The organism is Vibrio sp. J502, assembly GCF_025397955.1.
Lineage (GTDB): Bacteria > Pseudomonadota > Gammaproteobacteria > Enterobacterales > Vibrionaceae > Vibrio > Vibrio anguillarum.
On sequence record NZ_CP104554.1, the window covers coordinates 2803275 to 2816453 of the forward strand.

The following is a 13179-nucleotide window of genomic DNA, read 5'->3' on the forward strand; positions in this document are numbered from 1 at the left end:
AGAGATGTCCAAATGACTTCACATAAGAGAAATGTCGTAATTGTTGATTGCCTACGCACCCCGATGGGTCGCTCAAAAGGTGGGGCATTTCGTCATACTCGTGCGGAAGATTTATCTGCACATCTGATGAAAGGCATTTTAGCCCGTAATCCACAAGTCAACCCAAAAGAGATCGAAGATATCTACTGGGGTTGTGTGCAACAAACCTTAGAACAAGGCTTTAACGTCGCGCGTAATGCGGCACTGTTAGCTGGCTTGCCGATTGAAATTGGTGCCGTCACCGTTAACCGTTTATGTGGTTCATCAATGCAAGCACTGCATGATGCCACCCGCGCCATTATGGTTGGTGATGCTGAAATCTGCCTTGTGGGCGGCGTTGAGCATATGGGGCACGTACCGATGAACCATGGCGTTGATTTCCATCCCGGCATGTCAAAAACCGTTGCCAAAGCTGCGGGGATGATGGGGTTAACGGCTGAGATGTTAGGTAAAATGCACGGCATTAGCCGTGAGCAACAAGATACCTTTGCCGCTCGTTCGCATCAACGCGCTTACGCAGCAACCGTTGAAGGTCGCTTCAAAAATGAAATCCTTCCCACCGAGGCTCATGCTGAAGATGGTACTCTGTTCACGCTGGATTTTGATGAAGTGATCCGCCCGGAAACCACTGTTGAAGGGCTAGCACAGTTACGTCCTGTTTTTGACCCAGCCAATGGTACTGTAACAGCAGGCACCTCATCGGCTCTATCCGATGGCGCATCGGCAATGTTGATCATGAGCGAAGAGAAAGCCAATGCGCTTGGCTTAAATATTCGCGCGCGTGTGAAATCAATGGCCGTCGCTGGTTGCGATCCTTCAATTATGGGTTATGGGCCAGTTCCGGCTACCCATAAAGCGCTACAGCGTGCAGGCCTCACCATGCAAGATATGGATGTGATTGAGTTAAACGAAGCGTTTGCAGCTCAATCTCTACCTTGCGCGAAAGATCTCGGTTTGCTCGATGTAGTGGATGAGAAGGTTAACCTAAATGGAGGGGCGATCGCACTGGGTCATCCTCTCGGGTGTTCTGGCACGCGCATCTCCACCACACTGATTAACTTGATGGAAGCGAAAGACGCCAAATATGGTCTAGCAACGATGTGCATTGGTTTAGGCCAAGGCATTGCGACTATTTTTGAGCGCCCATAACCATTCTGTTTTTCTTCTCACTGAAGAGTCTTTTAAGAGCCAGCACTGCTGGCTCTTCTTATTAGGTTATTTAGCTTGAAGCCAATCACGATAAAGTTGATCGCTACTGCCCAGATAATTCACCATCCACTCGATCAATTTATGATTATCATCTTTGCGCCATACTAAACAGCATTGACTAAGCAGTTTATCAACGGTGAGAACCCGTTCAACCAACCCACCATCAACAATCAAAGGTTGTGCAATGTGTCTTGGCATGTAGCCCACACCGACTTCATTTTTTAAGCATTCAATCGCACTATACCAATTCGGTAAAAGTAAACGCCGTTGCTGCGGGTAGTGATCCGTATGTCGCTTGGGTAATACACTTGACGTGTCATCCAAACAAATCGCCGGGAACTGACTGACAAAATCTTCGCTTAAATAGGGCTCTTGAGCACAAGGGTGACGAGGAGACATTACAAATGCCCAATCCAACACACCCATGTCACGCACTTCAAAATCACCACCGACAGGAATCGCAGAGGTTGCACCAATCACAATGTCAGCTCGACCTTGCGCAATAGCTTCCCATGAGCCATTAAACACTTCCATGTTGATTTGCAGCTCAGCAAACTCAAACGTGCGATAAAAATCTTCCACCAGCGGTTTCATTTTGTCGAGTTTAACCACGTTATCAAGCGTCAATTTTAGCGTTTTCTGCCAACCATGCGCCGCGCGTTTAGTTTGTGAACGAATCTCTTCCATCTGCCTAAGCAATTGGCGAGCCTCCACCATAAACAGCTCACCAGCGGGCGTCAGTTCCACCTTTCTAGGTAAACGGCGAAACAGCAGCACATCCAAATCTTGTTCGACTTGGCGAACGCCGTAGCTGATCGCTGACGGCACTTTATGCAAAACTTCCGCAGCGGCGGTAAAACTACCCAACCGTGCGACAGTATCAAGCATTTCTAATGAGGATTTAGAAAACACAAGCCTTCAATTTTTTTGATGAATAACCAACAAATTTAGCGTTTCATTTAATATTAAACGAAAAATAGAATAGATGAGTAGATAAATTAAGGTTGGCATAGATTAATGCTGGCCAAATATTGATTAATTTTTTTGAATGGTAATAAAAATGAAAGCATCAAAATTACAGTTGCTGTACTTAGCCGCGCTCTCTATGCTTGGCTTCATTGCCACAGACATGTACCTCCCTGCCTTTAAAGCGATGGAAATGGACTTTGCCACAGGGCCAGAGCAAATAGCCTTGTCTCTCACCGTTTTTCTGGTCGGTATGGCATTAGGTCAACTGGTGTGGGGCTTAGCTTCCGATAAATATGGTCACCGTAACACTTTAGCGGCTGGCCTAGTTCTCTTCACGTTGGCATCATTTGGTTTAGCTTTTAGCGAGCAGGTGTGGCAATTATTAGCGTTGCGCTTTGTGCAAGCTTTAGGGGTGTGTGCTCCCGCAGTGATCTGGCAAGCAATGGTAATTCAACGCTACCCAGCTAAAACAAGCCAGCAAATATTCGCCACCATCATGCCTTTGGTCGCGCTTTCACCCGCGCTTGCACCTCAATTAGGCGTCTTACTGGCCGATAACTTTGGTTGGCACAGTATTTTTGTGACATTGACATTAATGGGTGTTGCGCTTGTAGCCTGTACTTTTGCTCAAAAAAATGAACAATCACAACCCAAACAAACCTCAATTAAGCAAGATATCAAAGCTCTGCTCAGCACTAAAACCTACTTGGGTAATGTGATGATGTTTGCTTGCGCTTCTGCGGCCTTCTTTGCTTACTTGACTGGGATGCCAGAGATTATGGCACGCCTTGGTTATGCCGCTAAAGATATCGGTTTGAGTTTCATTCCTCAAACGATCGCTTTCATGGTTGGTGGCTACTTAGGTAAGGTGGGAGTGAATAAATTTGGTGACGAAAAAGTGCTCAAGCAGTTGATTGGCCTCTTCAGCGTTGCCACTTTATTAGTATTCATTGCATCACAGTGGCAACTGACCTCAATTTGGCCAATTTTGGCACCGTTTTGCTTAATAGCAGTTGCCAACGGAGCGCTTTACCCTATCGTGGTGAACCGCGCACTATCGAGTGCCAAACAAAGCCCAGCCACTGCAGCGGGTTTACAAAATAGCTTACAAATCTGCGTTAGTAGTTTAGCCAGCGCATTGGTCGCAACGTTGGCCAGCCAAGCACAAATGGTGACGGGTATTGCAATTATGATTTGTATGGGCGGGCTATGGATTGGTTATATCGTCTCGAACCGCGAACTTTCTCAACACTTCACCGCACCAGATAATGCACGCGTAGTCAGCGATGAAGAGTAAGTCTTTTAATAAGAACTGATAAAAAGCCGCTCATTATGAGCGGCTTTTTAATCGTTCATTTGTTAGCTACGCTTAACAGGACGCTTCCAACCATTGATTTTGCGCTCTTTCGCGCGAGTGATGACTAACTCACCTTCAGCAACGTTACTGCTTAGCGTAGTGCCAGCACCAATCGTTGCACCATTGGCGATCGTTACAGGAGCAATCAACTGGCTGTCTGAACCGACAAACACATCATCACCAATTGTGGTTTTGAATTTATTGACACCATCGTAATTACAAGTGATAACGCCAGCTCCGACATTAACACGCTGGCCAATTTCAGCATCACCAAGATAAGTTAAGTGATTGGCTTTTGAACCTTCACCCAAACGAGTATTTTTTACTTCTACGAAATTACCCACGTGCGCATCATTACGCAGTTCAGCACCAGGACGTAAACGGGTAAAAGGCCCAACGGTACAGTTTTCTGCAACGGTTGCCCCTTCAATGACGCTGTATGGGCGGATCACTGTGTTATCATCAATTTCGCAATCTTTAAGCACACAACCCATGCCGATAATCACGTTATCACCCAAAGAGACATTTCCTTCGATGATGACGTTAGCATCAATCTCAACATCCATCCCACACTGTAATTCACCACGCAGATCAAAACGCGTAGGATCACGTAGCATCACACCTTGTTCTAATAGCTTTTTCGCTTGTGTTGCTTGATAAGCACGCTCTAAACGAGCCAGTTGAGCGCGATCATTTACTCCTTCCACTTCAATAGAGCTGGCAGGATGAACAGCCTCAACTGCGCGGCCTTCATTGTGCGCGGCAGCGATAACATCTGTCAGATAATATTCGCCTTGTGCGTTCTCATTACTTAAGCCTGACAACCAGCGCTTGAGATCGCGCCCCGTTGCCACCATCACGCCCGTATTGATCTCTTTAATTAACTTTTGCTCATCAGTGGCATCTTTTTGTTCAACAATTGCCACCACAGGGCCATGCTTACGCACGATACGGCCATAACCGGTTGGGTTATCCAGTACCACTGTCAGCAAGGCTATTCCATCATTAGGCTGTGCATCTAACAAGCTTTCCACGGTTTCTTCCGAGATCAATGGAACATCACCGTACAACACGAGGATCTTCTCATCGTCTTGGAAATGAGGCGAGGCTTGATCAACGGCATGGCCAGTTCCTAATTGATCCGCTTGCAGCACCCAGTTAACCGACTCTTCGGCAAGCGCTTGCTGCATTTGCTCACCACCATGACCATAAACCAAGTGGATATTTTGGGCACCTAAGCTATTGCACGTATCAATTACGTGTTTCACCATTGGCTTACCCGCCAGTGTGTGCAGCACTTTAGGCATATTAGAATACATTCGAGTACCTTTACCTGCTGCGAGGATCACTGCGCTAAATTTCATTGACAACCTATTGACGTTAAAAAAGTTAAGCCGCATTTTAGCGGTAATTAAAGAGATAGTTAATTTAACTAAATAATTTTCTGTTAAAAAATAAGCAAAAAGGCGACCTATAGGTCGCCTTTTTACATCACGTCTTAATTATAAAACACATTAACGACGTTTTTTGGTCAGCTCGATAACTCGTAACTGAGCCATGGCTTTAGCCAGTTCACTGGCCGCTTGTGCGAAGTTCATATCGCCATGCTGATTTGAAATATTCTCTTCAGCTTTGCGTTTGGCTTCTTCTGCCTTAGCTGCGTCTAGTTCTTCACCACGAATTGCCGTATCAGCCAGTACTGTAGCAGTACCCGGTTGCACTTCGACAATACCACCCGAAACATAAATAATTTCTTCGTGGCCGTGTAGCTTAACGATACGCACCATACCAGGCTTAATAGCGGTCAGCAGCGGTGTGTGACCATGGAAAATTCCCAGTTCACCTTCGCTACCGGTCACCTGAAACGTTTCGACTTGGCCAGAGAAGATTTTCTTCTCTGCACTGACGACGTCTAGGTGAAAGGTTATTGCTGCCATATCGCCTCCTAGTTATCCTTATAGCTTCTTAGCATTCTCAATCGCATCGTCGATAGTACCGCAGTACATAAACGCTTGCTCTGGAATGTCATCGTATTCACCAGATAGAAGACCTTTGAAGCCACGTAGCGTCTCTTTTAGAGGTACGTAAACACCAGGGTCACCTGTAAATACTTCAGCTACGTGATAAGGCTGAGTTAGAAAACGTTCAATCTTACGTGCACGTGATACAACTTGCTTATCAGATTCAGACAACTCGTCCATACCCAAGATCGCAATGATGTCTTTCAGCTCTTTGTAGCGCTGAAGCGTCTGCTGAACGCCACGAGCGATGTCGTAGTGCTCTTGACCTACGACGAGTGGGTCTAGCTGACGAGACGTTGAATCGAGTGGGTCGATCGCTGGGTATAGGCCCATTGCTGCGATGTTACGGTTAAGTACAACCGTTGCATCCAAGTGCGCGAACGTTGTGGCTGGAGACGGGTCCGTCAAGTCATCTGCTGGTACATATACCGCCTGTACAGACGTGATAGAACCTTGCTTAGTTGACGTAATACGCTCCTGAAGCACACCCATCTCTTCTGCAAGAGTAGGTTGGTAACCTACCGCTGAAGGCATACGACCTAGCAGTGCTGATACTTCCGTACCGGCAAGCGTGTAACGGTAGATGTTATCGATGAACAGAAGTACGTCACGACCTTCGTCACGGAAACGTTCTGCCATTGTCAAACCCGTCAGTGCAACACGTAGACGGTTGCCTGGTGGCTCGTTCATCTGTCCGTAAACCATCGCTACTTTTGATTTTTCAGGCTCTTCGATGTTTACAACACCTGCTTCCTGCATCTCATAGTAGAAATCGTTACCTTCACGAGTACGTTCACCAACACCCGCAAATACTGAAAGACCTGAGTGTTGCAGTGCGATGTTGTTGATAAGTTCCATCATGTTAACGGTCTTACCTACACCTGCACCACCAAATAGACCGATTTTACCACCCTTAGAGAATGGACAAACCAAATCGATTACTTTTACACCGGTTTCAAGAAGAGCAGTTTCGTTTGATTGCTCTTCATAGCTTGGAGCTGGACGGTGGATAGAGTAAAGCTCTTCCGCACCGATTTCACCACGCTCATCAATCGCATCACCAAGCACGTTCATGATACGACCTAAAGTCTTAATACCGACTGGTACTGAAATTGGAGCGCCAGTATTTTCAACTACCAAACCACGACGTAAACCATCAGAGCTACCCATTACGATTGCGCGAATCACGCCACCGCCAAGCTGCTGTTGAACTTCAAGAACGAGACGTTCTTTTGAATCCACAACATTCAGAGCATCGTAAACACTTGGTACTTCGCCCTGTGGGAACTCTACGTCGACTACCGCACCGATGATCTGTACGATCTTACCTGTAGCCATCGTTAATCCTCTAAACTGTTTGTTTTACCTAAGCTTAAACCGCTGCTGCACCAGAAACGATTTCCGATAGTTCTTGTGTAATCGCCGCCTGACGGGCTTTGTTATACACAAGCTGTAAATCATCAATCAAGTTGCTTGCGTTATCGGTAGCTGCTTTCATCGCAATCATTCGAGCAGCTTGCTCACAAGCAAGATTCTCAACCACACCCTGATAAACCTGAGACTCTACATAACGCAGCAATAGTGCATCGAGTAGAGGCTTTGGTTCAGGCTCATAGATGTAATCCCAAGAATGTTCGCGTTTCATCTCTTCGCTATTCGATCTAGGCAAAGGTAGTAATTGATCGATCGTTGGTTCTTGAACCATAGTATTCACAAATTTGTTGAACACTACGTATAGGCGATCCAACTCACCTGCATCATATTTCTTCAGCATAACACCAACGGAACCGATCAAATCTTCCAAGGTTGGGCTATCGCCCAAACCAGAGACTTGAGCAGCGACTTTAGCGCCACTGTTTCTAAAGAAAGCCGTTGCCTTTGAGCCCACAATTGCCAGCTCAACCTCAGCACCTTTCTCCGACCAATCTTTCATGTCATGTAGAGCTTTTTTGAACAAGTTCACGTTCAAACCACCACACAAACCACGGTCTGTTGAAATAATGATGTAACCAACACGTTTGGCTTCGCGCTCTTCTAGATAAGGATGACGATATTCTAGATTTGCACTCGCCACATGACCGATCACTTTACGCATTGTTTCAGCGTATGGACGAGAAGCTTCCATGCCGTCTTGCGAACGACGCATTTTTGAAGCTGCTACCATTTCCATCGCTTTCGTAATTTTCTGCGTGCTTTTAACACTACCGATTTTATTACGTATCTCTTTTGCGCCGGCCATCGTTTTACTCTCTTTTAAGGTAATCCGTTATTGGTCAGTGGTGACCCTAGGGTCACCCACCAATTACCAGGTCTGGGTTGCCTTGAAATCGTCAACCAGTTTCTTGAACTGAGCTTCGATTTCATCGTTATAAGCACCCGATTTGTCGATATCTTTTACAAGATCAACATATTGACCACGAGCATACGACAGTAGAGCAGATTCAAAATCAGCCAGTTTATTCAACGCAACATCATTTAAATAACCACGCTCTGCCGCAAAGATAACCAACGCTTGGTCAAACACAGACATCGGAGCATATTGTTTCTGCTTCATCAGCTCTGTTACTTTCTGACCATGGTTTAGCTGTCTCTTCGTCGCTTCATCAAGATCTGACGAGAACTGAGCAAATGCAGCAAGTTCACGGTACTGTGCAAGCGCGGTACGGATACCACCTGACAGTTTCTTGATGATTTTCGTCTGAGCGGCACCACCTACACGAGATACTGAAATACCAGGGTCAACGGCTGGGCGAACACCCGCGTTGAATAGTTCAGTTTGTAGGAAGATCTGACCATCGGTAATCGAGATTACGTTAGTCGGTACGAATGCTGAAACGTCACCCGCTTGTGTTTCAATGATAGGTAGAGCGGTTAAAGAACCGGTTTTACCTTTCACTTCACCCTTAGTGAAACGTTCTACATACTCTTCGCTAACACGAGCAGCACGCTCAAGTAGACGAGAGTGGAGATAGAAAACGTCACCTGGGAATGCTTCACGGCCTGGTGGGCGTTTGAGTAGTAGTGAGATCTGACGGTAAGCAACCGCTTGTTTAGATAAGTCATCATAAACAATCAGTGCATCTTCACCGCGATCGCGGAAGTATTCACCCATTGCACAACCTGCATATGGCGCAAGGTATTGCAATGCCGCGGATTCAGAAGCCGATGCAACAACCACAACTGTGTTTGCAAGCGCGCCGTGCTCTTCTAATTTGCGTACTACGTTAGCGATAGTTGAGGCTTTTTGGCCAATCGCAACATAGATAGAGTAAATACCTGAATCTTTTTGGTTAATAATTGCGTCGATCGCCATTGCTGTTTTACCAGTTTGACGGTCACCGATGATAAGTTCACGTTGGCCACGACCGATTGGGATCATAGAGTCAACTGACTTATAGCCGGTTTGTACTGGTTGATCGACTGATTTACGGTCGATTACACCAGGTGCAATCATTTCAACAGGTGAAGACAATTTCGCTTCGATAGGACCTTTACCATCGATAGGCTGACCGAGTGTATTCACTACGCGACCTAACAATTCAGGACCAACTGGCACTTCAAGAATACGACCAGAACCTGTTACTTTCATGCCTTCCTTAAGGTCAGCATATGGGCCCATGACAACCGCACCAACCGAGTCACGCTCAAGGTTAAGTGCAAGTGCATAACGGCCACTCGGTAATTCAATCATTTCACCTTGCATCACGTCCGCTAGGCCGTGAATGCGAATGATACCATCGCTTACCGATACGATAGTACCTTCATTGCGAGCTTCACTAACAACGTCGAAAGATTCGATACGTTGTTTAATTAGATCGCTAATTTCCGTGGAATTAAGTTGCATGCTCCAATCCCCATCAAGACTGTAATGCATCGCTCAGGCGGTTTAAACGACCGCGGGCTGAGTTATCGATGACAAGGTCTCCGGCTCGAATTATAACCCCACCAAGTAGGGTCTCATCTATACTGCAATTCAGCTGAACTTTGCGTTCAAGACGCTGCTCAAGTTTGGTGCTGATATTGACAAGCTGTTCATCAGAAAGCTCAGTTGCTGAAATCACTTCAACATCCATCTGCTTCTCATGCTCTTGTTTCAGAGCAAAGAACTGTTCACTAACATCAGGAAGAGCCTTTAATCGGCCATTCTCAGCCATCACCTTTAACAGGTTCTGGCCATAAACATCAAACTGTTCGCCACAAATTGCGATGAAAATTTCCGCTAATTTCTCAGCCGAAACAGAGCCCGTTAGTAGCTCTTTCATTTGCTCGTTCTTTGCGACCTCGGCAGCAAAAGCTAACATCTGACCCCATTGGTCAAGTTGCTTTTTCTCTACCGCAAAATCGAATGCTGCTTTAGCATAGGGGCGTGCAATTGTAGTCAAATCAGACATAAAGCGCCCCCATCCTTAAAGTCTTGCAGTAATGTTGTCGAGAATATCTTTGTGCGCATCTTTATCGATAGAACGCTCAAGGATTTTCTCAGCACCAGCTACAGCCAGAGTTGCAACTTGTTTACGCAGCTCATCGCGGGCACGGTTACGTTCAGATTCAAGTTCAGCTTCCGCTTGAGCAAGGATTTTCTGGCGTTCTGCCTGAGCTTCCTCACGTGCTTCGTCTAAAATTTGAGCTTTACGTTTATTTGCCTGTTCGATGACCTCAGTTGCAGTGCGCTTCGCTTCTTTCATTTGTTCAGAAGCGTTGGCTTGTGCTAGATCCAAGTTTTTAGCAGCGCGCTCAGCGGCTGAAAGACCGTCAGCAATTTTCTTCTGACGCTCTTCGATCGCATTCATGATTGGCGGCCATACATATTTCATGCAGAACCACACAAACAGTGCAAACGCGATTGCTTGACCTAGCAGAGTTGCGTTCATATTCACAACAGCTACCCCTCTATTTGTTCACCAACGAAAAGTATTAATCAACGACAAATCATCAATTTGTGTGATCGGTTGATTAACCTAGTTGACCAACAAATGGGTTCGCGAAAGTGAATAGAAGCGCAATTACGATACCGATCATAGGAACCGCATCAAGTAGACCCGCGATGATAAACATCTTAACTTGTAGCATAGGAGCCATTTCTGGTTGACGAGCAGCACCTTCAAGGAATTTACCGCCTAGAAGTGCGAAACCAATCGCTGTACCAAGAGAAGCAAGACCGACGATAATACCTACGGCGATTGCAGAAAAGCTCAGTAAAGTTTCCATTACTATCTCCAATTTATAGTTGTTGGCTTATGTGCCCAAATAAAAAGCTTTAAAAAATTAATGATCACTATCTTCGTGTGCCATTGATAGATAAACAATAGTCAACATCATGAACACGAAAGATTGAATCAGAATTACCAGAATATGGAAAATCGCCCACGGTAGTGAACCCATCCATTGTAGCCACCATGGTAGCATCGCTGCGATAAGAATAAATACCACCTCACCTGCGAACATGTTACCGAATAGACGCATACCGAGTGAGAGAGGTTTCGCAAGTAACGATACCACTTCAATAAGTAGGTTAAACGGAATCATGGTCCAGTGATTGAATGGATGTAGAGCTAATTCTTTCGCAAAACCACCTAGGCCTTTCACTTTGATGCTGTAGTAAATCATCAGAGCAAATACGCCTAGAGCCATAGCCATGGTGATATTTACATCAGCTGACGGAACCACTTTTAGATAAGGGATACCAAGCCAATGTTGTGCTGGATACGGTAAGAAATCGATGGGCACTAAGTCCATGATGTTCATTAACAATACCCAACAAAAGATAGTCAGTGCCAGCGGTGCTATAAGTGGATTGCGTCCATGAAAGGTGTCTTTGACGTTTTGATCGACAAATTCTACCAATATTTCAACAAAACACTGCAGCTTACCGGGTACACCCGCTGTTGCTTTCTTTGCTACAGAGCGAAATATCCATAGGAATATTAAGCCAGTAAACAAGGAAAAAAACAGGCTATCGATATGTACGTTCCAGAAACTCGTCTCACTAATTGACAGCCCCAAATCGTAATGCTCAGAAATCTTCGCAAGAGAGAGGTTCGTCAAGTGGTGTTCAATGTATCCGGACGATGTTAGCGCTTCACCTGGCGCAGCCATAACTCATCCTATTTTTTGTTGTTAATGAATAGCACTGGCGCACAGATATTAATACCTAGAGCCAGCAAATAGGTTAGTTTGAGGGGAACGAGTTCCACCTGCATATACATGTAGGCAACACAGAACAGTGCAACTGTGATGAGGATCTTGAGTACTTCGCCAGTGTAGAAAGAGGCCGCGACTTGCTTCGCAGCACGAGCTCCACTAAACATAAAAGCACACAGCGCAAAAACCGCATTGGCAATGACAAAGATGCCACCCCCAATCAGCGCAGAAAAGCCCCATTCAGCATTTACAGCTACCGCCATTCCTGCCGCCACAAAAATAACCGCGCCAGACTGGATCATTAACAATCGCTTAGCAAGCTCTCGTCCTGGTCTAGCCAACGCAGCTACCATGTATTCGTACCTCTAGTAATATCCTCAGCTCATCTACAACATAGGGCTGGGAAATTGGCGAAAATTATACGGTGAGTCGAACTGATTGCAATTGAAAGACAGCAAAAAGTTACAATTTTGTTTACAAACCGACAACTTTCAAATAAAAAAACGTTTTTTGCATAATTGACTTAAATCAATTATCTCATTTAGCTTTCTAGCTTGGCAATTAGTTGCTCTAATTTGTGAGGCTCATCAAGACTAATCGTCATTTTGGCTTTGCCACCTTTTGAACGAATGATCGACACTTTAGCCCCTAACATTTCACTCAATCTTTGTGACATTTGTTGTGCATCTAAGTCTTCCGATGCCGATCCGTCCTCAGAAGGCTGTGTTAGACACTTTTTCACTAATTGCTCAGTTTGTCTCACGGTCAGCTGTTTTGCGGCCACACGTTGTGCAATTTCAATTTGTTGATCGCCTTCGAGCATCAATAATGCTCGTGCATGGCCCATTTCAAGTTGCTTGGTTTCCACTAAACGCTTCACGCCATCCGCCAATTGATTTAAGCGTAATAAGTTACTCACGGTAGTGCGTGATTTACCAATCACATCAGCCACCTGTTGGTGAGTGAGCTTAAATTCGTCTTGCAACCGCTCTAAAGCTTGTGCTTCTTCAATCGCATTCAAATCTTCGCGTTGAATATTTTCTATCAGTGCCATCGCAATCGCAGCGCGATCTTGGACATTTTTGATCAAACAGGGCACTTGCTTTAAACCTGCTTGTTTTGCAGCGCGCCAACGGCGTTCACCTGCAATAATTTCATAGCCGCCAAGCTCTAAACGTCTTACCACGATCGGCTGGATAATACCTTGCGATTGGATAGACGCAGACAGCTCTTCCAACGCTTCTGCCGACATATCTTTACGTGGTTGATACATGCCAGGTTTCAAATTTGATACCGCGATATCCATTAATTCGCCATCAGAAGAGAGTGCTTGGCTATGTGAGGCGGCTTGCTCCTTTTCACGAGCAAGAGAACTGGTTGCGAGCAATGCATCCAATCCTTTTCCTAAACCACGTTTAGTCATGTAGACGAATTCCTTTAGTT

At 45.5% G+C, this 13179-nt stretch carries 14 protein-coding genes; 2 read left to right on the top strand and 12 right to left on the bottom strand.

Annotation, left to right across the window (positions count from 1 at the left end; translation table 11 throughout):
* Positions 1 to 12: 12 nt before the first annotated feature.
* Positions 13 to 1188: an acetyl-CoA C-acyltransferase FadA gene (fadA, locus tag N5E84_RS13090; RefSeq protein WP_019281690.1), complete on the top strand. Its 1176-nt coding sequence runs from the start codon at positions 13 to 15 to the stop codon at positions 1186 to 1188.
* A gap of 66 nt (positions 1189 to 1254) precedes the next feature.
* On the opposite strand, the gene punR is transcribed toward fadA, so the two are convergent.
* Complete coding sequence (punR, locus tag N5E84_RS13095) at positions 1255 to 2160, bottom strand: DNA-binding transcriptional activator PunR (protein ID WP_019281691.1); 906 nt, start codon at positions 2158 to 2160, stop codon at positions 1255 to 1257.
* Between the two features lie 148 nt (positions 2161 to 2308).
* Between punR and punC the strand changes: the two genes are divergently transcribed.
* The gene (gene punC, locus N5E84_RS13100; RefSeq protein ID WP_026027660.1) at positions 2309 to 3514 is read left to right on the top strand and encodes a purine nucleoside transporter PunC; all 1206 of its coding nucleotides are present in this window, start codon (positions 2309 to 2311) and stop codon (positions 3512 to 3514) included.
* 62 nt (positions 3515 to 3576) lie between these two features.
* Here the strand turns inward: punC and glmU are convergent, their stop codons facing one another.
* The 11 genes from glmU to N5E84_RS13155 form a co-directional block, all read right to left on the bottom strand.
* A complete protein-coding gene (glmU, locus tag N5E84_RS13105; protein WP_026029111.1) occupies positions 3577 to 4938 on the bottom strand; it encodes a bifunctional UDP-N-acetylglucosamine diphosphorylase/glucosamine-1-phosphate N-acetyltransferase GlmU in 1362 nt (453 codons plus the stop codon).
* A 150-nt stretch (positions 4939 to 5088) separates the two neighbouring features.
* Positions 5089 to 5511 carry a F0F1 ATP synthase subunit epsilon gene (locus N5E84_RS13110; protein WP_013855597.1) on the bottom strand — a complete coding sequence of 141 codons (423 nt, stop codon included), beginning with the start codon at positions 5509 to 5511 and terminating at the stop codon, positions 5089 to 5091.
* An 18-nt stretch (positions 5512 to 5529) separates the two neighbouring features.
* Positions 5530 to 6933, bottom strand: a complete 1404-nt coding sequence (atpD, locus tag N5E84_RS13115; protein ID WP_010319968.1) for a F0F1 ATP synthase subunit beta — start codon at positions 6931 to 6933, stop codon at positions 5530 to 5532.
* A gap of 34 nt (positions 6934 to 6967) precedes the next feature.
* Positions 6968 to 7834, bottom strand: a complete 867-nt coding sequence (gene atpG / locus N5E84_RS13120) for a F0F1 ATP synthase subunit gamma (RefSeq protein WP_013855594.1) — start codon at positions 7832 to 7834, stop codon at positions 6968 to 6970.
* A 63-nt stretch (positions 7835 to 7897) separates the two neighbouring features.
* The gene (gene atpA, locus N5E84_RS13125; protein WP_026027662.1) at positions 7898 to 9439 is read right to left on the bottom strand and encodes a F0F1 ATP synthase subunit alpha; all 1542 of its coding nucleotides are present in this window, start codon (positions 9437 to 9439) and stop codon (positions 7898 to 7900) included.
* 13 nt (positions 9440 to 9452) lie between these two features.
* Entirely contained in the window at positions 9453 to 9986 is a 534-nt protein-coding gene (gene atpH / locus N5E84_RS13130; protein ID WP_013855592.1) for a F0F1 ATP synthase subunit delta, read from the bottom strand.
* Between the two features lie 15 nt (positions 9987 to 10001).
* On the bottom strand, positions 10002 to 10472 hold the full coding sequence (atpF, locus tag N5E84_RS13135; RefSeq protein WP_013855591.1) for a F0F1 ATP synthase subunit B: 471 nt from the start codon (positions 10470 to 10472) through the stop codon (positions 10002 to 10004).
* A gap of 76 nt (positions 10473 to 10548) precedes the next feature.
* On the bottom strand, positions 10549 to 10803 hold the full coding sequence (gene atpE, locus N5E84_RS13140; protein ID WP_002540812.1) for a F0F1 ATP synthase subunit C: 255 nt from the start codon (positions 10801 to 10803) through the stop codon (positions 10549 to 10551).
* A gap of 57 nt (positions 10804 to 10860) precedes the next feature.
* Positions 10861 to 11691: a F0F1 ATP synthase subunit A gene (atpB, locus tag N5E84_RS13145; protein ID WP_013855589.1), complete on the bottom strand. Its 831-nt coding sequence runs from the start codon at positions 11689 to 11691 to the stop codon at positions 10861 to 10863.
* Between the two features lie 8 nt (positions 11692 to 11699).
* Complete coding sequence (locus tag N5E84_RS13150) at positions 11700 to 12089, bottom strand: F0F1 ATP synthase subunit I (protein WP_013855588.1); 390 nt, start codon at positions 12087 to 12089, stop codon at positions 11700 to 11702.
* 188 nt (positions 12090 to 12277) lie between these two features.
* Positions 12278 to 13159, bottom strand: coding sequence for a ParB/RepB/Spo0J family partition protein (locus N5E84_RS13155; protein WP_017044113.1), 882 nt, complete (start codon positions 13157 to 13159; stop codon positions 12278 to 12280).
* Positions 13160 to 13179 lie beyond the last annotated feature (20 nt).

Bases quoted from the DNA above. Each gene is read 5' to 3' on its own strand.
- atpB (WP_013855589.1), bottom strand. From the start codon at position 11,691: ATGGCTGCGCCAGGTGAAGCGCTAACATCGTCCGGATACATTGAACAC.
- atpG (WP_013855594.1), bottom strand. From the start codon at position 7,834: ATGGCCGGCGCAAAAGAGATACGTAATAAAATCGGTAGTGTTAAAAGC.
- punC (WP_026027660.1), top strand. From the start codon at position 2,309: ATGAAAGCATCAAAATTACAGTTGCTGTACTTAGCCGCGCTCTCTATG.
- atpD (WP_010319968.1), bottom strand. From the start codon at position 6,933: ATGGCTACAGGTAAGATCGTACAGATCATCGGTGCGGTAGTCGACGTA.
- atpH (WP_013855592.1), bottom strand. From the start codon at position 9,986: ATGTCTGATTTGACTACAATTGCACGCCCCTATGCTAAAGCAGCATTC.
- N5E84_RS13155 (WP_017044113.1), bottom strand. From the start codon at position 13,159: ATGACTAAACGTGGTTTAGGAAAAGGATTGGATGCATTGCTCGCAACC.
- N5E84_RS13110 (WP_013855597.1), bottom strand. From the start codon at position 5,511: ATGGCAGCAATAACCTTTCACCTAGACGTCGTCAGTGCAGAGAAGAAA.
- fadA (WP_019281690.1), top strand. From the start codon at position 13: ATGACTTCACATAAGAGAAATGTCGTAATTGTTGATTGCCTACGCACC.
- glmU (WP_026029111.1), bottom strand. From the start codon at position 4,938: ATGAAATTTAGCGCAGTGATCCTCGCAGCAGGTAAAGGTACTCGAATG.
- atpA (WP_026027662.1), bottom strand. From the start codon at position 9,439: ATGCAACTTAATTCCACGGAAATTAGCGATCTAATTAAACAACGTATC.
- atpE (WP_002540812.1), bottom strand. From the start codon at position 10,803: ATGGAAACTTTACTGAGCTTTTCTGCAATCGCCGTAGGTATTATCGTC.
- N5E84_RS13150 (WP_013855588.1), bottom strand. From the start codon at position 12,089: ATGGTAGCTGCGTTGGCTAGACCAGGACGAGAGCTTGCTAAGCGATTG.